We start from the raw sequence: 21,167 nt of genomic DNA, 5'->3' as shown, positions 1-21,167 counted from the left end.
GCCGGTTTAGCCGATAGTCATCAGGCTGGCATTACCACCCGCCGCCGCAGTGTTAACGCTCAACGCACGCTCAATCACCAGGCGTTCCAGCGCAATGTTGGTTTCGCCTTGCGACAAACCATGAACCCCAACGATCGCACCGGCACGCTTGGCCACTTGCTGGCAGACCGCACGCAGCTGATCGGAATGTCCGTGATGCAGAACCGCATCAAACAGCACTTCGTCCTTGCTCCAGTCGGAAACCAGCTTGATCTTCGCCTGAATTTCCTTCGGCAGACGTGCGAACAACGCCTTGGTCAATTCAGCTTCCGGCCATACCGCCGAACCGCCGATGGCCAATACCGCCGCCAGTTGCGTCAGCAGATCACCTTCGACTTCTGCCAGGCACAGCACATGTTCGCGCGGCAGGATGGCGTAGCTGTTGCGCTCGCCGGTCGGGCCCGCCAGAACACGGGTGATCCCGCTTTGCGATTGCGCCGCGAACAGCACGCACAGGGTGTTCAAGTCGGCAAACTTGTTGCTGTCAGCCCAGGCTTGCAGGGCCTTCAGCGGTTTGCTCATGGCATCACGCAGACGAACGTCCGGTGCAGCGATGGCGTCGCCGCGAGCGAAGGATTGTTCGATCGCATCGGTAGGACGCGTCGACAACAGACGGTACAGGTACAACGGACCACCGGCTTTCGGACCAGTACCCGACAGGCCTTCGCCACCAAACGGCTGCACGCCGACCACTGCGCCCACGATGTTGCGGTTCACGTAGACGTTACCGGCGTTGACGTTGTCGATCACCTTGGCGATGGTCTCGTCGATGCGGGTGTGCACGCCCAACGTCAGGCCGTAGCCGGAAGCGTTGATCTGACCAATCAGTTGATCGATGTCTTTGCGCTTGTAGCGAACCACGTGCAGCACCGGGCCGAAGATCTCCCGTTGCAGCTCGTCGAAGCTTTCCAGCTCGATCAACGTCGGCATCACGAAGGTGCCGCGTTTGACTTCTTCGGTGTTGGCGATGGCCACCTGGTACACGCTGCGACCTTTGTCACGCATGGCCTGGATGTGCTTCTCGATACCGGCCTTGGCTTCGGCGTCGATCACCGGGCCGATGTCCACGGACAGGCGCTCTGGATTGCCGAGACGGCATTCCGCCATGGCACCTTTAAGCATTTCGATGACACGGTCAGCGGAATCTTCCTGCAGGCACAGCACTCGCAGTGCCGAGCAACGTTGACCGGCGCTGTCGAAGGCCGACGACACCACGTCGATCACAACCTGTTCGGTCAGTGCCGAAGAGTCGACGATCATCGCGTTCTGGCCACCAGTTTCAGCGATCAGTGGAATCGGACGACCTTGAGCATCCAGACGACCCGCGACGTTGCGTTGCAGCAAACGAGCGACTTCAGTGGAGCCGGTGAACATCACGCCTTTGACCCGATCGTCACCGACCAGGCGAGCGCCAACGGTTTCGCCACGGCCCGGCAGCAGTTGCAGCACGCCTTCCGGAATCCCGGCTTCGAGCAGCAAACGCACGGCTTGAGCGGCTACCAGCGGGGTTTGTTCCGCAGGCTTGGCCAGTACCGGGTTACCGGCGGCCAGTGCCGCAGCGACTTGGCCGCTGAAGATTGCCAGCGGGAAGTTCCACGGGCTGATGCAGACCACCGGACCCAATGGGCGGTGGGCGTCGTTGGTGAAATCGTTGCGCGCCTGCACTGCGTAATAACGCAGGAAATCCACGGCTTCACGCACTTCGGCGATGGCGTTGGCGAAGGTCTTGCCGGCTTCGCGAGCCAGCAGGCCCATCAGCGGCTGGATTTCGCCTTCCATCAAATCAGCGGCACGTTCCAGAATCGCGGCACGTTCGGCGGGCGGAGTGGCCTGCCAGATCGGCGCAGCGTTCAGGGCGCACTGGATCGCGTTGTCGACGTCTTCGACGGTCGCTTCCTGTACATAGCCGACCACGTCACGCAGATCGGACGGGTTCAGAACCGGTGCAGGGGTTTCAGTGCTGGAGGCGCAACCGAGCATTGGCGCGGCTTTCCAGTTGTTATGAGCGGTTGCCAGCAAAGCACAGGACAGCGAAGCCAAACGATGTTCGTTGGCCATGTCGATGCCGCTGGAGTTGGCGCGCTCGGCACCATAAAGATCACGCGGCAGCGGAATACGCGGGTGCGGCAGGCCGAAGCCGCCTTCCAGCGTCGCCATCTGCTCGATGCTGGCCACTGGATCGGCCACCAGCTCCTGAATCGAAATAGATTGGTCGGCGATGCGATTGACGAACGAGGTGTTCGCACCGTTTTCCAGCAGACGACGCACCAGGTACGCCAGCAGTGTTTCGTGAGTGCCGACCGGTGCGTACACGCGGCACGGACGGTTCAACTTGCCTTCGGAGACTTTACCTACAACCTGTTCGTACAGCGGTTCGCCCATGCCGTGCAGGCACTGGAACTCGTACTGGCCGGGGTAATAGTTCTGACCAGCGATGTGGTAAATCGCCGACAGGGTGTGGGCGTTGTGCGTGGCGAATTGCGGGTAGATGACTTCTGGCACCGACAGCAGTTTGCGGGCGCAGGCGATGTAGGAAACGTCGGTGTACACCTTGCGGGTGTAGACCGGATAGCCTTCCAGGCCTTCGACCTGGGCGCGCTTGATTTCGCTGTCCCAGTACGCGCCTTTCACCAGACGGATCATCAGGCGATGACGGCTGCGGCGAGCCAGGTCAATCACGTAGTCGATCACATACGGGCAACGCTTTTGATAAGCCTGGATCACGAAACCGATGCCGTTCCAGCCGGTCAGTTGCGGCTCGAAGCACAGGCGCTCCAGCAGATCCAGCGACAGCTCGAGGCGGTCAGCTTCTTCGGCGTCGATGTTCAGGCCGATGTCGTATTGCTTGGCCAGCAAGGTCAGCGACAGCAGGCGCGGGTACAACTCGTCCATCACGCGCTCGTACTGCGCACGGCTATAACGCGGGTGCAGTGCCGAGAGCTTGATCGAAATGCCCGGGCCTTCATAAATCCCACGACCGTGGGACGCTTTGCCGATCGAGTGGATGGCTTGTTCGTACGAGGCCAGGTACTTCTGGGCGTCGTGCTCGGTAAGTGCGGCTTCACCCAGCATGTCGTAGGAATAGCGGAAGCCTTTGGCTTCGAACTTGCTGGCGTTGGCCAGGGCTTCGGCGATGGTTTCGCCGGTCACGAACTGCTCGCCCATCAGGCGCATGGCCATGTCGACGCCCTTGCGGATCATCGGCTCGCCACTCTTGCCGATGATACGGCTCAAGGACGACGTCAGGCCGGCTTCGTTGTGGGTGGCGACCAGTTTGCCGGTCAGCAGCAAGCCCCACGTGGCAGCGTTGACGAACAACGATGGGCTGTTGCCCAAGTGCGGGTGCCAATTGCCGGTGCTGATCTTGTCGCGAATCAGTGCATCACGAGTGCCTTTGTCCGGAATACGCAGCAGCGCTTCGGCCAGGCACATCAGCGCCACGCCTTCCTGGGACGACAGGGAAAATTCCTGCAACAGGCCCTGAACAATCCCGGCACGGCCGCCGGCGCTCTTCTGATTGCGCAGTTTTTCGGCAATCGAGGCGGCAAGCTTGTTGGTGGCTTCGGCCATGGCGACCGGCAGGCGAGCCTGCTCGATCAGCATCGGTACCACTTCCGGCTCAGGGCGACGGTAAGCGGCGGTGATCGAAGCGCGCAGCACCGATTGCGGCAGGATGCTTTCGGCGAATTCCAGGAAGCACTGGTGCGCGTGGTCGGCGTGGACTTCGCCGGCGTCGTCAGCGTCTTTGCTGATCAGGCCGCTCAGCTCGGTCAGGGTTGCACCACCCTCGAGTTTTTCCAGGTAATTGAAAATTGCCTGCTTGATCAGCCAGTGCGGCGTGCGATCAATCGAGGTCGCGGCGGCCTTGAGGCGCTCGCGGGTCGGGTCGTCAAGTTTGACCCCAAGGGTGGTGGTAGCCATATTTTTATCCTCATGTTTGCCACGACCGCGTGGCATCAGCTGGCGGCAAGATTAGCCGTGCAACCGTCGAGGTGCAACCGGGTGCAACCCTTTTTTTGTCGGAATAATACGCAGCTCGTCAGGAATTAAATTCCGGTACGAACGTACCGCTTCTGCTTGGTGCTTTTGCTTCTAGTAAACCGCCAGTACTGCGCTAAAAGGGAGCAAAAACAGGGCTTTTTCAGGTAAATCCGACTAGGTGCAACTTATTCTCGCGAAACTGGTTGCACCTTATTTGCTTTGTTGAATAGCATTCGCGCCCAAGGTGCAACCGGTCAAAAAAGACAGGTGCACCGGCTGATGGCTTTCCTGGGGAAACATCAGTCATAAATGCGCGGGCCCCGAAATCGTCTGAACAAACGTTGTCGTTTGTCGGCGGTTTCACACTCTGCCGCTACATAAAAACAAAGCCAGGGCATCACTTAATGAGCGTAAGCAATCCAACACTGATCACGTTCGTGATCTACATCGCAGCAATGGTGCTGATCGGCTTCATGGCCTATCGCTCCACCAACAACCTTTCTGACTACATTCTGGGCGGTCGCAGCCTGGGCAGCGTCGTGACTGCATTGTCCGCCGGCGCCTCCGACATGAGCGGCTGGTTGTTGATGGGCCTGCCGGGCGCTATCTACATGTCCGGTCTTTCCGAAAGCTGGATCGCCATCGGTCTGATCATCGGTGCTTACCTGAACTGGTTGTTCGTCGCCGGCCGTCTGCGCGTGCAAACCGAGCACAACGGTGATGCGCTGACCCTGCCGGATTACTTCTCCAGCCGTTTTGAAGACAAAAGCGGCCTGCTGCGGATCATCTCCGCAGTCGTGATCCTGGTGTTCTTCACCATCTACTGCGCATCCGGCATCGTGGCCGGCGCTCGTCTGTTTGAAAGCACCTTCGGCATGTCCTACGAGACGGCACTTTGGGCTGGCGCTGCGGCGACGATTGCCTACACCTTTGTCGGCGGTTTCCTGGCAGTGAGCTGGACTGACACCGTACAAGCCACCCTGATGATCTTCGCCCTGTTGCTGACGCCGATCATCGTGCTGCTGGCCACCGGTGGCATCGACACCACGTTCCTGGCCATCGAAGCGCAAGACCCAAGCAACTTCGACATGCTGAAAAACACCACCTTCATCGGCATCATCTCGTTGATGGGCTGGGGCCTGGGCTACTTCGGCCAGCCGCACATCCTGGCGCGCTTCATGGCAGCGGATTCGGTCAAGTCGATCGCTAACGCTCGCCGCATCTCCATGACCTGGATGATCCTGTGCCTGGGCGGCACCGTGGCTGTAGGCTTCTTCGGTATTGCCTACTTCTCGGCAAACCCTGCCGTGGCCATGCCGGTTTCTGAAAACCACGAACGTGTGTTCATCGAACTGGCCAAGATCCTGTTCAACCCATGGGTTGCTGGCGTACTGCTGTCGGCCATTCTGGCTGCTGTCATGAGCACCCTGAGCTGCCAATTGCTGGTGTGCTCGAGCGCCCTGACCGAAGACTTCTACAAAACCTTCCTGCGTAAAACCGCTTCCCAGGTTGAATTGGTCTGGGTTGGCCGTGCCATGGTGCTGCTGGTTGCCTTGATCGCTATCGGTCTGGCCGCTAACCCGGAAAACCGCGTTTTGGGTCTGGTCAGCTACGCTTGGGCCGGTTTCGGCGCTGCGTTCGGTCCGGTTGTCCTGATCTCCGTGATCTGGAAAGACATGACCCGCAACGGCGCACTGGCCGGCATCCTGGTCGGCGCGATCACCGTGATCGTCTGGAAACACTTCGAACTGCTGGGCCTGTACGAAATCATCCCTGGCTTCATCTTCGCCAGCCTGGCGATCTACATCGTCAGCAAACTGGGCGAGCCTACTAAAGGCATGCTTCAGCGCTTCGCCGCTGCCGAGGCAGATTTCCGTCTGAACAAGTGATGGGAATGAGCTGATGCTCTGACCTTTCGGTTACAACAAAACGGCCCGCCTCCTTTTGGATGCGGGCCGTTTTTTTCGTCTGTACGACCAATCTGACGGGTGTGTCTGTAGTTCTCTTTCCCAATTTTTGAAGGATAAATCTCTAAAAAAGCAGGGCGAATCTGATTTTCCTGTCCCTCCCTCAACACCCCATATCGCTCATGCAGAATCGCCCGCCTTCATTCTGCAGAGACACATCGGATGTTCGCTCCTGCCAATCAACCGCGTTTCACGTTGACGATCGACGGCGTCCAGAATGAACTCAAGGTACTTGAGTTCACGGGCACGGAAGCCATCAGCCAGCCCTACCGTTTTGACCTGGAACTGGTCAGCGAACGGCCCGACATAGAGCTTGAAAGCCTGCTGCATCGTCAGGCGTTTCTGAGTTTTGATGCGCAGGGTTCCGGCATTCATGGTCAGATATTACGCGTCGGCCAAAGCGATTCCGGACAACGCCTGACGGGCTACCAAATCAGTCTCGTGCCGCGTCTGTCCTACCTCGGTCAGCGCATCAATCAGCGGATCTTCCAGCACAAAAACGTGCCGGCGATCATCACGCAGGTCCTTAAGGATCACGGCATCCAGCGCGATGCCTTCGAGTTCCGGCTAGGCAGTGACTACCCAGAGCGCGAGTACTGCGTGCAATACGCTGAAAGCGATCTGGCGTTCATCCAGAGGCTGTGTGCCGAGATCGGCATTCACTACCACTTTCAGCACAGCATCGACGGGCACCTGTTGGTGTTTGGTGATGACCAGACGGTGTTCCCTCGTCTGCCCGAGCCGACGCTATACCTTCCGGGCAGCGGAATGGCGGCGGATGCGCCGGCGATCAAACGTTTCAACGTGCGACTGGAAACCCGGACGACAGCGGTAACCCGTTGCGACTACGACTTCAAAAAACCTCGCCTGCAACTTGAAAGCCGCCTCGACAGTGAGCTGCGACCGGTGCTCGAGGATTACCACTTTCCTGGCCAATTCACCGACCGCGAACACGGCAAGCATCTGGCCCAACGAGCACTCGAACGCCACAACGCCGACTTCCGTCAGGCCGAAGGTCGTGGCGACGAATCGGCGTTGGTCAGCGGGCATTTCCTGCACTTGGCCGAGCATCCGCGTCAGGCATGGAATGACCTGTGGTTGATCACCGGAATCGAACACCGTGGCCGCCAGCCGCAAGTGCTGGAAGAGTCAGTCACCAGCGACGGCCCGGATGATTTCCAGGGCTATCGCAATACCTTTCTGGCGACACCGTGGGACGTTTCGTTTCGCCCTCCACTCGGGCCGGAAAAACCACGCATGCTCGGCTATCAACCCGCCGTGGTCACCGGCCCGACCGGCAGCGAAATCCATTGCGACGAGTTCGGTCGGGTCAAGGTTCAGCTGGCTTGGGACCGCGACGGTCAGCTCGATGAACACTCCAGTTGCTGGCTGCGCGTCGCCACAGGCTGGGCGCACGACCGTTATGGCAGCGTGATGATCCCGCGAGTCGGCATGGAAGTGCTGGTGGGATTCGTCGACGCCGATGCCGATAAACCGCTGGTGATGGGTTGCCTGCCAAACGCCGCAACCCCGGTGCCGCTCGATCTGCCTGCCGACAAAACCCGCAGCATTTTCCGCAGCCAGAGCAGTCCCGGTGGCGGCGGTTACAACGAATTGCGCATCGAGGATCGCAAAGGTGCCGAGGAAATCTACCTGCGCGCCCAGCGAAACTGGACCCAACACGTACTGAATGATCAACAAGTGCAGGTCGATAACGCCCGCAGCATCGTCGTCACCGGCACCGCTCGCCATGAGCTGAAGGCTGACGAGCAACGCATCACCCATGGCCAGCGCCAGACCGAAGTGAAGCGGGATGATCATCTGGTGGTGGTCGGTGATCGACACATTCGCGTGACCAGCCAGGCGCTGAATGCCAGTCAGCAATTCCACGTCAGCGCCGGTCAGCAAGTGGTGATCGACGGTGGGGCCAGTGCGACGATTCAGGCGGGCGGGCAGTGGATCAACATTGGGCCGGGCGGGATCTTCAGCAGCGTGCCGATTCAGGTCGGTGGTGCGTTGATGCCGGCCATGGCGGCCGCACCGTCCTTGCCGGATACGCCGTTGCAACTCGTCGCCGCCCCGGCAGCACTGCTAAGTGCCGCACAGATTCTGAGCCTGAAAAGCGACGCGCCGTTCTGTGAGGAATGTGAGCGCTGCAAGGAGGGTGTCTGTGCAGCCTGATCGCATGTCACCTCATGACTGGCTGGAGCACCAGCCACTTAAACCGTCGGAACAGCTGTTCGCCATTTTTAGCAATGCGAGTGCCACTGAACCGTTCAAAGCCTGGCAGCAGTCGGTCACTGCTCAAGCACCCAGTCCGATCTGGGCCGACACCGCGTACGCCGAGTGGGATCCGGTGATGCCTTATGTGGGAATCATCGCTGCTGGCAGTGAGTTTCTGGACTGGGTCGCCACCACCGAGTCTCGCGACTGGGGGTGGTTGGCGGTTTCTTCTGCCCCTCAAGAGGTGTTGGTCGAGCATCTTCGCAGCCTCACTCAAGTCCTTTTGCCTAACGGCAACGCAGTGTTTTTTCGCTTTTGGGATGGGCGCTATTTGCTGTCGATCCTTCAGTCTGCCGAGGTTAACGCTACGCAGTTAATGCCTGTGATCGGGCGCTGTTTGATCAATGGTCAATCGCTCGACATCGGTGGCCAAGCGCTGAATAGCTCCCGGGTTTTTCCGTGGTGGGAAGTTTCCGAATCGCTGCTCAAACACCTCGGTACCCAGTTCGCAACAACTCGAATAAGCAACTTGCTGAAGTGGTTGAGCGAGGAACGCCCTGACCTTTACGAGGCGTTTTCCGAAAGCGTTTTGCGCCACAAGGTCGCGATCTTTCTTGAGATGCCGGACCTGCCTCAAGCACCCAAAACAGCCTTGGTGGACTACCTGATGGCGGAGCTGAACTGATGGATCAGATTGTACGAATCGAGCAGGAGCTCGACGGTTTCCCAAACACCCTTTCCCTCTACCGTGAACAGCTTAAGCACTGGTTGAGCCGGGCGGCAGACAAGGCCAGTCACGCGACTGATTTGCCTTCGCTAATGGGGATGGAGCGGATCATTCGGTTCGGCAATACCAGCACCACTGTGAGCAGTGGCGATGACGATTTTCTCTCTACCGTCGTGCAGTGCCCGAAGGGTGGGATGCTGGAAATCGAGAGCAAGTTCGAATCGGTTTATGACGTTCCCGTTGGGAATATCCAGGTTGATGTGATTGCCATCGACGGCGGTAAAACAACGTCTGTCACGCTTGATGAAAATGGCAAAGGGACGTTCAAGGGAGACGAGGGCAAGTTCTACCGCATTCACGTCCAAAGCGAAGTCACACCGCAGCAAGTTGATGATCTTTTCTCTTCCTACGATGGCCTGACCCAAGAGTTGGAAGGGTGGCTGCGCAAAGAATGGGAAGGCTTTAAACCGCAATGGTCACAGTCGACTTTTGCGGCCGCTGGCAACGGAATGCTGACGGGAAGTTGGGCCGCAGTCATGGGTGTTTGGGATGGCCTGAACCTAGTCTTTGAAATCCTTAAAAATCCTGGTGCCCACCTTGAGCGGCTCGGCAGCAGTGCGCAGCAACTTATCGATCTGGCGGAGCAATCACCCGCCGCGATGGAAAAAGCCATGTTGCTGGCCAGCGATGAAGCGGCGCTTTGCCTGCTGTTTCGTGCCGCGACTCTTTGGTTTTCGGCGTTACCGTCTAGCGAAATTGCGGGTACCACAGCAGAGGCGGCCAGCCATGCCATTGTCGCGGTACTGATCGATATTCTGATTGCTTCGGCGCTGGCTCTCACGGGTGTCGGCATGCCCGCCGCCGTAGCCTATTTGAAGCTTCGTGGAATCAAGTACGGAAAGGTGCTCGCCGGTCTGGCTACGCGCTTCGTCGAGGCTGTTTTCAATATCCTCAACACCTTCATGAAGTACGTCGACCAATACAAATCGGTCGCCGCGCGCGGTGTGGCTGCGGGTCTGAAAAAAGGTCGGATGCAACTACGTTGGGACGCCAAGCGCAATACCACGCTCAAGCAAAACGAACACCACGACAACGTCCCGGATCAGGCGAAAAACCCCAACGGCGATAGCGCCGATTCCGTTGATAAAACCGCCACCAACAAATGCCCGGTATCGATGGTCACTGGCGAAGAACTGCTGACCCTCACCGACGGTTCGCTGGATGGCATCCTGCCGTTCGACTTCACCCGGCTCTATCGTACCAGCGCCGCCGAGATCGATATCGGCCTCGGTTTCGGCTGGAGTCACAGTCTCGCCCATCGACTGGAAATCGATGGCGACTCCGTCATCTGGATCGACCACGAAAACCGTCGTACGACTTTTCCGCTGCCAAACAGTGAACGCCCGGCGATCCACAACAGCCTCTCGCGGGCGGCGATTTATCTGGGCGATGAACCCGAAGAATTGATCCTCGCCCAGGCTGGCGAGGACGCACGGTTCTATCACTTTCATAACGGTCGGTTGGCAACCATCAGCGACGCTTACAACAACCGCCTGCGCATCACCCGCGACCGACAAAACCGCATCAAACGCCTCGACAATGGCGCCGGCCGTGCCTTGCGATTGCGCTATGACCGCATCCATTTGGTCGCCGTCGACTATCAGGTTTTTGTCCCGGCCCAGACCCTCGACGAGGCTTGGCACACCGAGCAGACACTGGTCAGTTACAGCTACGACGAACGCGATCAACTGATCGAAGCCACCAACGCTGCCGGCGAAAGCGAGCGTTACGACTACGACGATCAGCACGTCATCCTGCAGCGGCAATTGACCGGTGGGGCGAGTTTCTTCTGGGAGTGGGAAAGGTCCGGCAAGGCGGCCCGATGTGTCCGCCACTGGGCGTCGTTTTCGCAGATGGACGCGCGTTATGTCTGGGATGACGAGGGCAGTGTCACCGTCCAGAACATCGATAGCAGTGAAGAGGTTTATGTCCACGACGACCGGGCGCGGCTGGTGCGCAAGGTCGAACTGGACGGCGGCGAACACCTCAAGGCCTACGACGATCAAGGCCGACTGATTGCCGAGCAGGATCCGCTCGGCGCCGTCACCGAATACCGTTACGACGAGGTCGGACGGCTTATCGCGCTGATTCCGCCGGAAGACGAGCCGACGGCCTACGAGTATCGCAACGGTTTCCTTCACGCGCGGTACCGCGGTAAAGCGGTGTGGAAATATCAGCGCAATGCGCAAGGCGACGTCACCGAGGCGACCGATCCCGACGACCATGTCAGCCACTTTCACTACGATGAAAAAGGTCAGCTGCTGTCGATCCGCTACGCGGACACCAGTCGGCATGTGTTTGTCTGGAGCGCCTTGGGGCAGCTGCTTGAAGAGACCTTGCCGGACGGTGGTGTGCGGCGGTTTTCCTACGACGCACTGGGGCGGCAGATTACCCGTCAGGACGAACACGGTGCCGTTACCCAGTACCAATGGGATGCCGTTGGCCGACTGATCCAGACGACGCTTCCCACAGGCGCCAGCCGCGCCTTCAGCTACAACGCCTACGGCAAGATCACCGCCGAACGCGATGAACTGGGCCGCGTCACACGCTACGAATACATCGACGACCTGCACCTGGTCAGCCGCCGCATCAATGCCGACGGCACCCAGCTGAAGTACCGCTACGACAACGCCCAGCTGTTGCTCACGGAAATCGAAAACGAATCCGGTGAAAAATATCAGCTGGACTACACGCCGAACGGCTTGATCCGACAGGAAACCGGATTCGACGGCCAGCGCACAGCATACGCCTACGACCTCAACGGCCAACTGCTGGAGAAAACCGAGTTCGGCGAGGACGGCTCGCGGTTGGTAACGTCGTATGAGCGGGACTCTACGGGAAGGTTGCTGGTCAAAACCCTGCCCGACGGCATCAAGGTTGAATACCGCTACGACAGCCTCGGCCGACTGGTCAGCGTCGACGACGGTCACGACCACCCGCTGGAATTTGAGTACGACCAGCAGGACCGGCTGATCACCGAACACCAAGGCTGGGGCACCTTGCGCTATGGCTACGACACCTGCGGTCAGCTCAATCGCCTGCGCCTGCCGGACGGCAGCAAACTCGATTACCACCACGCCAAGGGCGGTGCGCTGACGGCCATCGACCTCAACGGCGCGCGACTCACCACTCACCAATTCGCCTTCGGCCGCGAACAGCAACGCCAGCAGGGGCAACTGCTCAGCGAATATGCCTACGACGATCAGGGCCGATTGAAGGCCCACGCTGTCAGTCAACAGCACCAAACGCTGTATCGCCGCGACTATGCCTACAGCGCCAACGGCAATCTCGACAGCATCGCCGACACCCGTCACGGCCAACGCAATTACCAATACGACCCGCTCAACCGCCTGACCCGCGTCCGCCACACCCGCGACGACCCACCGGAAAGCTTCGCCCACGACCCGGCCGGCAACCTGCTGATGCAGGACCGCCCCGGCGCCGCGACCGTCAAAGGCAACCGCCTGCTGATGCAAGGCGATCGCCATTACGACTACGACGCCTTCGGCAACCTGATCCGCGAACGGCGCGGCACCGGGCAAAAACTCGTCACCGAATACCGCTACGACTGCCAACACCGCTTGGTCGGCGTCACCACTCCGGACGGCCGCAGCGCCAATTACCGCTACGACGCCTTCGGCCGCCGCATCGCCAAAACCGTCGACGGCCACACCACCGAGTTCTTCTGGCAAGGCGACCACCTCATCGCCGAAAGCAGCCGCGAGCACTACCGCAGCTACGTCTACGAACCGGGCAGCTTCCGCCCGCTGGCCATGCTCGACGGCAAAGGCCCGCGCAAGGCATGCCCGTTCTACTACCAACTCGATCACCTGGGTACGCCGCAGGAACTGACCGATTTTGGCGGCGAGATTGTCTGGTCGGCGAAGTACAACGCCTACGGCAAGGTCACTCGCCTTGCATTCGGTGGGGGAGAGCAGCTCGAGCAACCGTTGCGGTTTCAGGGGCAGTACTTCGATGCCGAGAGCGGCCTGCATTACAACCGCCATCGGTACTATGATCCGGAGGTTGGCCGGTACCTGACGCCGGATCCGATCAAGTTGGCGGGCGGGCTGAACCAGTACCAGTACACGCCGAACCCGACGGGGTGGGTTGATCCGTTGGGGTTGGCATGCAACCCGTGTCCTGGCGATAGAGATGTCGCTGGGCCGTATAGTGAAATTGTTCCGGGAGGTGGCTTACGTGCACACGAGGCTCGGGGAGGTCACCTAATTGAAAAACACATTGGCCGATCTGATGCTCAGTTAGCTCAACGGCTTGAAGATGAGCCATGGCTTGGCAGGGCTTCTACTTTTTATGATCGGGCAACGGCGGAAAAAGCCATGTCTAGCGTCATAACTACCAATAAGGCAGTGATAGCAAGATTCTTACGGAGCCGAGACACTCAGATCATTATTAGTGACTCTGTCCCTTATCCAGTTGGAGTTGTTTTAAGACGTAGAGCTTCCACCTTTATGCCTGTATCCGGGGTTTATCTACTTTTACGCAAGGACCAGCGAATGCCAGATGGTTATCGAATACATACAGGATATGCAGAGTAATGAGCACAAGATTTCCGGCACTATTTCAGTTCTTGGCTGGCTACTTTCATGAGGATTGGAGCTGTGATCACGAGTCAGAAGATGATGTCGTTCGATCGTTTGTTGCTGAATCTTCTCCAGAAAGGATTTCTCAAGTGAAGGATGAGTTGCAGGTCGTTTTACGTTCTATCCAAAGTGAAGAGGAATTGCAGGTTTTTTTGTTTGAGGAAATTGGATGTTCTTACTATTACCCCTATGCGTGGCCCTCAGGTAAAGCTTGGTTGGAACATATTTTGAGCATGCTTTAGCAGTGAATCCTGTTGGCTTTTCTGCACTCATAGGGTGAGGGATGAAGCGAAATTTCTGGGCAAGATCGTCGGAAGTTTCCTTCAAACCATATCGGTTTCCATGAACTGGTGCGAAGTGAGATCCATGGATAGTCTTTGGCTGTCGCTGCAAATGCAGTGGCAGGGTGTAGGAACCCTTGGAAATTCACCGCGCGTCAGCGCTGTCGTTTGATTGCGGCACTTTATTCGTGTCCGTAAGATCGTTCGCGGCGGCTGTGCGTGGGACACGCTTCGGCGTGGCTGAGTTTGGTGGATCCTCAGTTTCCTACTCCCGCGCACGGCTGCCACCCAAGCCCGTAGGAAAGGCCGTTGGTAGCTTGAATTTATCCACCAAGGTCTCAAAAAATGAAAACACTTCATCCCGATCCTCCCTATGAAAAACCAATTCCCCATCCCAAAAGCCGCTTCATGGCGCTCACCAGCAATTGCGACGACATGCCAACCCTGTTCGTCGACACCCAAGCGCCGCTGGATGTTTTGTATGACGCTGCCAACTACCGGATTCGCGCCGTCACCCAAGTGATGGAGAACTTGTCCATGCGCGGTTCGATCGAGTGTCAGTCCTTCATTCTTAGTGATTTTGCTTTGCTCTGTGCCATTCCGTTGCGGGATGGGTGTGATGTGCTGGATGTGTTAGGGCGACGATTGAAGGCTCGGTCTTCGGAGTAGGGCCGGGGGCTTTCGCTGATGCTGTTCAGTTAAGTTGATACGCACGTTTTTGTAGCAGCTGGCGAAGCCTGCGTTCGGCTGCGCAGCAGTCGTAAACCGGGCAGTGCGGTGTGTCAGGCATAACCGGATTGCAGGTTTTGGGGCTGCTTTGCAGCCCAGCGGGAGCAAGCTCCCTCGCCACGGGATTTTTGTAAGCTGGGTCGTTGTGGAGTGTCAGGCATAACTGGATCGCAAGCTTGGGGCCGCTTCGCGACCCAACGGGGATAAATCCCCTCGCCACATAGGTTTGTGTGATGCCCGAAATAGGGGCTGGGATAGCCCGCTCAGCTGTGAGGTCCTGACGTTCGCCTCGGTACAAGGTAAACTTCCCGCCCTTCGCAGGAGCAGCCATGAATTATCGTCACGCCTTCCATGCCGGCAATCACGCCGATGTGTTCAAACACCTGACTTTGACCCGCATCATCGCTTTGATGTCGCGCAAGGAGCAGCCGTTTGCCTATCTCGACACTCACGCCGGCATTGGTCTGTATGACCTGCAGGGTGATCAGGCGAGCCGTACCGGTGAGTACCTGGAAGGTATTGCGCGTTTGTGGGATCAGCCGGATCTGCCGGCGTTGACCGCGGATTACATGAAGGTGCTGCACGACATGAACCCGGATGGCCAGTTGCGCTATTACCCGGGGTCGCCGGAGTTGGCGCGGCGGCTGACGCGGCCGCAGGATCGGGTGATGCTCAATGAGAAGCACCCCGAAGACGGCTTGCTGCTCAAGGACAACATGGCCGGTGATCGTCGGGTGAAGGTTCACTTGGGCGAAGGCTGGCATGTGCCGCGTGCGATGTTGCCGGTGCAGGAGAAGCGGGCGGTGATGTTGATTGATCCGCCGTTCGAGCAACTGGATGAGATGCAGCGCTGCGCGGCGTCGCTGAAAGAGGCGATTGGCCGGATGCGGCAGACGGTGGCGGCGATCTGGTACCCGGTGAAGGATCAGCGCATGTTGCGTCGTTTTTATCAGGATCTGGCGGGTACGGGTGCGCCGAAGTTGTTGCGGGTCGAGTTGCTGGTGCATCCGCTGGATACGCCGAACAGTCTGAATGGCTCGGGGTTGGCGATTGCGAATCCGCCGTGGGGGCTGGAAGAGGAATTGCGTGAGCTGCTGCCGTGGTTGTCCAAGAAGCTTGGACAGACCCAGGGTGGGTGGCAGATGGATTGGTTGATTGCCGAATAGGGTAAATCGACAAGCAAGATCAAAAGATCGCAGCCTCGTTTCACTCGACAGCTCCTACAAGGGAATGCGCACCCCGTAGGAGCTGTCGAGTGAAACGAGGCTGCGATCTTTTGCTTTTAGGGCCCGAAAATCAGATCGGGCAAGTCACGCCTGTGCCGCCAATCCCGCAATACCCTTCAGGGTTTTTGGCCAGGTACTGCTGGTGATAAGCCTCGGCAAAGTAGACCGTCGGGGCTTCGTCGATTTCAGTGGTGATCGTGCCTTTCCCAGCCTTCGTCAATTCAGCCTGGAACACTTGCTCGCTGTGCTTGGCGGCTGCCAACTGAGTTGGATTGGTGGCGTAGATCACCGAGCGGTACTGCGTGCCGATGTCATTGCCCTGGCGCATGCCCTGGGTCGGGTTGTGCAATTCCCAGAACATCTTCAGCAGCGCTTCGTAGCTGACTTTTGCCGGCTCGTAGACCACCAGTACCACTTCGCTGTGGCCGGTCAGGCCCGAGCAGACTTCTTCATACGTCGGGTTCGGCGTAAAGCCGCCGGCGTAACCCACCGCCGTACTGACCACGCCTTCGCGCTGCCAGAACTTGCGTTCCGCGCCCCAGAAGCAACCGAGGCCGAAGATCGCGAAATCCACGTCCATCGCGAACGGGCCCAGCAACGGGGCGTCGTGGACGAAGTGTTTTTCCGGCACGGTCATTGGGGTTTCGCGGCCAGGCAGAGCTTGTTCTTTAGTCGGGAGCACGTTTTTGTTCACCAGAATTTCCGAGCGCAAGACCATGATCAGTCCCCTCAGTCAGGTTGAATGTAAATTGTCAGACACGCAGTTTGCCCGAGTGTTACGCCGCTGTCAGGCGATCGGGCCACGCGGATAGCGCTTGAGCTTTTCGATCAGCTCGGTGCCCGGAATCGGACGGTCGAACAGGTAACCCTGGCCGACGTCGCAGCGGTGACGGCGCAGGAACGCCAACTGCTCGGCGGTTTCGATGCCTTCAGCCACGACCTTGAGTTTCAGGTTGTGGGCCATGGCGATCACCGCGGAGGTGATTTCCATGTCGTCCTGGTTGTCCGGGATTTCGTGGATGAAGCTTCGATCAATCTTGATGATGTCGATCGGGAATTTTTTCAAGTAACTGAGCGACGAGTAGCCGGTGCCGAAGTCATCCATGGCCAGGGTCAGGCCCAGACGCTTGAGTTGATCGAGCTGCAAGTGGGTGTCTTCGGTGGCTTCCAGCAGCAAGCCTTCGGTGAGTTCGAGTTCCAGCAGGTTTGCCGGCAGCGCTTCTTCCTTGAGGATGTTGGCGATGGACGACACCAGGTCCGGATCGGAGAACTGCTTGGGCGACAGGTTGATTGCCACCTGAAGATTGCCCAGGCCAGCGGCGGTCAGGTCTTTGCTCATGCGGCAGGCCTGGCGGGCGATCCATTTGCCGATGGGGATGATCAGGCCGGTTTCTTCGGCGACGCTGATGAACTGGTCCGGGCGGATCATGCCTTTTTCCGGATGGTTCCAGCGAAGTAGCGCTTCCATCCCCAACAGGCGACCGCTGCGCAGGCAGAGTTTGGGCTGGTAGAACACGTCCAGCTCGTTCTGGGTCAGGGCGCGGCGCAGGTTGTTTTCGACGAACAGTTTGTAGCTGGCTTCGGCGTTCAGCGCTTCGGTGAACACCTGAACCTGGTGTTTGCCGTTGGCCTTGGCCTTGTGCAGCGCGAGGCCGGCGTTGCGCATCAGGGTTTGCGGGTCACGGCCATGCAACGGCGCGCAGGCCAGGCCCACAGAGCCGGTGACGCTGATCAGCTGGTTGTCGACGAACATCGGCTTGTCGAGGGTCGCCAGCAATTGATTGGCAATTTGTTGGCCCGCACGCAGGTCGGTGTCGTCCAGCAGCACGGCGAATTCGTTACTGGCGAACCGCGCCAGGCTGCCGCTCGGGCTCAGGCTGTTGCGCAGGCGTCGGGCGAGGCTGATCAACAGTTTGTCGCCGGTCTGGTGGCCGAGGCTGTCGTTGATCCGCTTGAAGTTGTCGATGTCCACCAGCAGCAGGCTGATCGGGGTATCGCTGTCTCGGGCGAAACGTTCATCGAGGTTGCGGATGAAGGCCGGGCGGTTGCCGAGGTTGGTCAGGTTATCGGTATACGCCAGACGCTCGATGCGCTGCTGGGCGAGCTTGGTCTGGGTAATGTCTTCGTAAATGCCGATGTAATGCGTCAGCTCGCGGTTGTCGCCGTAAACCTTGGAAATCGACAACTGGCCCCAGTAGGGTTCGAGGTTTTTTCGGCGGCTTTTGAACTCACCCTGCCAACTGTTGCTCTTGGCCAGCGCCGAGGGCGCGTCGAACAGCAGTTCGCTGAGGTTTTCCAGTGCCGGCAGTTCCGACAGCCGCTGGCCATGGACTTCTTCGGTGGTGTACTGGGTGATCGCCGTGAAGCTCGGGTTGACGTATTCCACCACGCCATCGCAATTGACCAGCAAAAAGGCGTTGGCGCTTTGCTCTACCGCACGCTGGAACAGGTGCAGGGCGCTGGTGGCGGTGCGGCGGTTGTGGTTGTTGATGACTTGGGCAAACTGATCCGCCAACTCACCGGCGAAAGCAATTTCGTCCGATTGCCAGGCGCGGGTCGTACCGGTCTGCTCCAGGCAGAGTACGCCGACCACTTGGCCATCGATGCGGATGCTGGCGTCGAGCATCGCATTCACATCGCGTGGGCGCAGGTGTTCGGCCATTTCCCGGGTGCGCGGGTCGCGTATGGCGTTGTGGGCGTCGATGGCGCGGCCAGTGTGTAACGCATCCAGATAATCAGGGAAGAGACTGACGTCGATCGACTTAGGCAGCAGGTATTCCTGGCTGGCGCGGTGATAGGCCGAAATCGGCACGAGCAGTGAACCTTCGAGGTTCCACAGGCTGGCGCAGTCGATTTCGTAAATGTCACAGGCACTGCGAGTGATCAGTTCGGCGGCTTCTTTCAGGGAGTTGTTGCTGCTGTAGCGCTGGCGGGTCAGCAGCAGGATCAAGTCTTGCTGGGCGCGCACCCGGTCCAGGTGCAGGAGCTGTTCCTGCTGGGCGCGCTGATTGAGTTCCAGGGCGATTTGCAGGCGAGAGTTCTGGGTTTCGAGGTCCAGGGCCGGCAGCAGTTGCTCGCCCTCGAACAGGCCGTCGACCACCATCAGGTAGCCGCGCAGCAGGTGTCGATTGTGTTGTTTGTAGGCTTCGCCCAGTTCCAGCAGGTTCAAGGAGCCGGCGGCGGTGTGCAGGGTGTAGCGGATCAGGTAGTGCGGGCTTTCGGTGAGTTGTTGCTGAACCGCGTCATGCAGCTGATAACGCGCTTCGGGCTCCATCAGGCTGGCGTAGGGCGAGCCGACCAGAGCACAGAGTTCCACCGCCGGCAGGCCGAACTGTCGTTCGCAATTGGGATCGAGAAACAGCAGCGCCCAACTCGCTTCATTCAGCCGTTCGAAACGAAGCATGCCGAGCCGCGAGGGCACAGGCAACTGCGTCACTACCTCGGCCACCATACGGCTGGCGGCATCGGGTTGGCTCTTCATATGGAAGGAAACTCACTTCGAATAGGCTGATCGCGCCGGGCTCTCGCCCTCTTTACTGTTACCTGCGGCAAGGTTGCATCATTGCGACACTGACTGACAAGAGACATGAAGGCCAAGTGCTATAAGAATATGTCGGCAGCCCAGTGAAATTCTGAAATATCGAAGTGAAACCAGCTGTCATGAGGGACGTGAAAGCGTTGGATTCGTCCCGCATGACGAGCTGTGCCGCCATCAGACCAGTGAAATGGTGACCGGCTGAAGATTTTTTCCGGTGTTGTCGAAGAAACCTACGGCGATCTGCTTGCCTTCAATGGTGATGCGCGCGAAGTTGTCCGTACCGATGACGTTGTTACTGGTCAGCGTGAGGTTGTAGCTGCCGGTGCCGACAGTGGTCAGCGGTTTGTCCAGAATGAAGTCAGCCTTTTTGGCGTAAGGCAGCAGCGTGGTATTGCACAGCGGTGAAGACACGATCGTATGGACAACAAAGTCTTTGTCCTCGGAGTGGGTCAGTCGACTGGTCATCGAGCCGTGCACGTCACCGGAAACGAAAACAACGTTTTTGATCTTGTTCAGGCGAATGAACTCTAGAAGCCTGTTGCGCTGCTCGGGGAAGGACTTCCAGGCATCGCCACCGTCGTTTTTCAGGTCGGGGTAAAACATAACCGACGTAACAATGAATTTGACTTTAGCACTGCTGGTCTTCAACCAATCAGTCAGGGCTTTCTCTTGGGTGTGATCCATCAGTCGTCGATCATTAGGCGACAGATTGCGTTGGGTGCGTGTGTCAGTCACAAACCATTCAAGGTTGCCATTAGTGAACTGATACCAATAATGCTCAAGTTTGCGATTGATGGTGTTATCAGGTGTCAGTGTATGAGCGGGGCTATGGCTGCACTGATAAAGTTGATAAGCCTTCATTGCGTTGTTGAACAGTTCATCATCGTTCGGAGCGCGCTTGGCGGGCCAGTTATCTTCGATTTCATGGTCATCAAGAATCATGTAAGTGGAAGTATTGCTCATCATGTTCTTGATATGGGGTTGTGAAAACGCCGCCCGGTACTTTCGCAGGAAGTCTTCAAGTTTTCGGTCCGGAAAGGCGAAGTTAAGATCGTCGGCATAAATTTGATCGCCGACCATGATCAGGCCATCGGTACGAAGGTTGGGCTCAGCCATTATCCTGAACATCCAATCTCCTCGTTGTGGGTCCACCGGATTTTGTGCGGCCAGGTTGAGGTAGCGGCAGGAGCCAATAATGTAGCTGCGCTTGATATCGGGTTGCGTCGAGACGGTCCAGAAGGTGTGCTCTTGTGCAGGCCATTCAAAGACAATGTCTTGCGGTTTGGTTGAGCTGGCCGGGATGCACCAGCCGGCTTGGTAAGTGTATTTCATATTGGATTGCAAATGAGGTAATACAACAACGCCGGTCGTGTCGTCGTTTGCCGGAAGTTCGGCGAAGTGTGGAGTGGACCATTTAAGTTCCCCTGTCCGCCGATAACGAACAACCGCCAGTGCTGTGATTTTACTGGATGCGCCCGCGAGCATAATACGAGCTTCATTATGTGTGGTATAGCCAAGAATAGGGCCGACAGTTGGGGTGTTAAGTTTCATGTTTGATTCCATTCAATAAGTTAATAGTTGCCTTGCGCAACTAAGTTGACTTTAAGGAGGTGCGTAGCGAATTGCCTGTCAGTCGGCGATGCTTTCTTATGTAGTCTTTGTGGGCGCTGGTTGTAGTACTTGTGCACTGTCGAAGTTTGGATGTGCTTTTATTTGCTGTAAGAAGTTATTGCGTTATGAGAGCGCGGGTAAAAAAAACCCGCCATAGGGGCGGGGTGGAAGTGTCTGCGTG

At 58.1% G+C, this 21,167-nt stretch carries 11 protein-coding genes; 7 read left to right on the top strand and 4 right to left on the bottom strand.

Annotated elements, in window-relative coordinates; all coding sequences use genetic code 11:
* Positions 1–6: 6 nt before the first annotated feature.
* Positions 7–3,960, bottom strand: a complete 3,954-nt coding sequence (gene putA / locus ACSQ87_RS29320; RefSeq protein WP_436274922.1) for a trifunctional transcriptional regulator/proline dehydrogenase/L-glutamate gamma-semialdehyde dehydrogenase — start codon at positions 3,958–3,960, stop codon at positions 7–9.
* 464 nt (positions 3,961–4,424) lie between these two features.
* On the opposite strand from putA, the gene putP reads away from it, so the two are divergent.
* The 7 genes from putP (at position 4,425) to ACSQ87_RS29285 (ending at position 15,777) form a co-directional block, all read left to right on the top strand.
* A complete protein-coding gene (gene putP, locus ACSQ87_RS29315) occupies positions 4,425–5,909 on the top strand; it encodes a sodium/proline symporter PutP (protein WP_150656692.1) in 1,485 nt (494 codons plus the stop codon).
* A gap of 240 nt (positions 5,910–6,149) precedes the next feature.
* The gene (locus ACSQ87_RS29310; RefSeq protein ID WP_436274921.1) at positions 6,150–8,168 is read left to right on the top strand and encodes a type VI secretion system tip protein VgrG; all 2,019 of its coding nucleotides are present in this window, start codon (positions 6,150–6,152) and stop codon (positions 8,166–8,168) included.
* Entirely contained in the window at positions 8,158–8,895 is a 738-nt protein-coding gene (locus ACSQ87_RS29305) for a DUF4123 domain-containing protein (protein WP_436274920.1), read from the top strand. The genes ACSQ87_RS29310 and ACSQ87_RS29305 overlap by 11 nt, the downstream gene beginning before the upstream one ends.
* Complete coding sequence (locus tag ACSQ87_RS29300) at positions 8,895–13,556, top strand: RHS repeat-associated core domain-containing protein (protein ID WP_436274919.1); 4,662 nt, start codon at positions 8,895–8,897, stop codon at positions 13,554–13,556. The genes ACSQ87_RS29305 and ACSQ87_RS29300 overlap by 1 nt, the downstream gene beginning before the upstream one ends.
* Positions 13,556–13,843, top strand: a complete 288-nt coding sequence (locus tag ACSQ87_RS29295) for a contact-dependent growth inhibition system immunity protein (protein ID WP_223432807.1) — start codon at positions 13,556–13,558, stop codon at positions 13,841–13,843. The genes ACSQ87_RS29300 and ACSQ87_RS29295 overlap by 1 nt, the downstream gene beginning before the upstream one ends.
* A gap of 384 nt (positions 13,844–14,227) precedes the next feature.
* Positions 14,228–14,551 carry a hypothetical protein gene (locus ACSQ87_RS29290; RefSeq protein WP_008149673.1) on the top strand — a complete coding sequence of 108 codons (324 nt, stop codon included), beginning with the start codon at positions 14,228–14,230 and terminating at the stop codon, positions 14,549–14,551.
* Between the two features lie 389 nt (positions 14,552–14,940).
* Positions 14,941–15,777 carry a 23S rRNA (adenine(2030)-N(6))-methyltransferase RlmJ gene (locus ACSQ87_RS29285; protein ID WP_008149676.1) on the top strand — a complete coding sequence of 279 codons (837 nt, stop codon included), beginning with the start codon at positions 14,941–14,943 and terminating at the stop codon, positions 15,775–15,777.
* A gap of 130 nt (positions 15,778–15,907) precedes the next feature.
* On the opposite strand, the gene msrA is transcribed toward ACSQ87_RS29285, so the two are convergent.
* From msrA to ACSQ87_RS29270, 3 genes are all read right to left on the bottom strand, one after another.
* Positions 15,908–16,555 (bottom strand): peptide-methionine (S)-S-oxide reductase MsrA, encoded by a 648-nt coding sequence (gene msrA, locus ACSQ87_RS29280; protein ID WP_150656684.1) that lies wholly within the window; start codon positions 16,553–16,555, stop codon positions 15,908–15,910.
* A gap of 69 nt (positions 16,556–16,624) precedes the next feature.
* The gene (locus ACSQ87_RS29275; RefSeq protein ID WP_223432809.1) at positions 16,625–19,318 is read right to left on the bottom strand and encodes a putative bifunctional diguanylate cyclase/phosphodiesterase; all 2,694 of its coding nucleotides are present in this window, start codon (positions 19,316–19,318) and stop codon (positions 16,625–16,627) included.
* A 231-nt stretch (positions 19,319–19,549) separates the two neighbouring features.
* Entirely contained in the window at positions 19,550–20,926 is a 1,377-nt protein-coding gene (locus tag ACSQ87_RS29270; protein ID WP_223432810.1) for an alkaline phosphatase D family protein, read from the bottom strand.
* Between the last annotated feature and the right edge of the window lie 241 nt (positions 20,927–21,167).

The sequence above is a fragment of the Pseudomonas sp. LjRoot277 genome, from assembly GCF_964253845.1.
Taxonomy (GTDB): Bacteria; Pseudomonadota; Gammaproteobacteria; order Pseudomonadales; family Pseudomonadaceae; genus Aquipseudomonas.
This window is presented reverse-complemented; position numbering and strand designations above follow the sequence as displayed.

Bases quoted from the DNA above. Each gene is read 5' to 3' on its own strand.
- putA (WP_436274922.1), bottom strand. From the start codon at position 3,960: ATGGCTACCACCACCCTTGGGGTCAAACTTGACGACCCGACCCGCGAG.
- putP (WP_150656692.1), top strand. From the start codon at position 4,425: ATGAGCGTAAGCAATCCAACACTGATCACGTTCGTGATCTACATCGCA.
- ACSQ87_RS29310 (WP_436274921.1), top strand. From the start codon at position 6,150: ATGTTCGCTCCTGCCAATCAACCGCGTTTCACGTTGACGATCGACGGC.
- ACSQ87_RS29300 (WP_436274919.1), top strand. From the start codon at position 8,895: ATGGATCAGATTGTACGAATCGAGCAGGAGCTCGACGGTTTCCCAAAC.
- ACSQ87_RS29295 (WP_223432807.1), top strand. From the start codon at position 13,556: ATGAGCACAAGATTTCCGGCACTATTTCAGTTCTTGGCTGGCTACTTT.
- ACSQ87_RS29290 (WP_008149673.1), top strand. From the start codon at position 14,228: ATGAAAACACTTCATCCCGATCCTCCCTATGAAAAACCAATTCCCCAT.
- ACSQ87_RS29285 (WP_008149676.1), top strand. From the start codon at position 14,941: ATGAATTATCGTCACGCCTTCCATGCCGGCAATCACGCCGATGTGTTC.
- msrA (WP_150656684.1), bottom strand. From the start codon at position 16,555: ATGGTCTTGCGCTCGGAAATTCTGGTGAACAAAAACGTGCTCCCGACT.
- ACSQ87_RS29275 (WP_223432809.1), bottom strand. From the start codon at position 19,318: ATGAAGAGCCAACCCGATGCCGCCAGCCGTATGGTGGCCGAGGTAGTG.
- ACSQ87_RS29270 (WP_223432810.1), bottom strand. From the start codon at position 20,926: ATGAAACTTAACACCCCAACTGTCGGCCCTATTCTTGGCTATACCACA.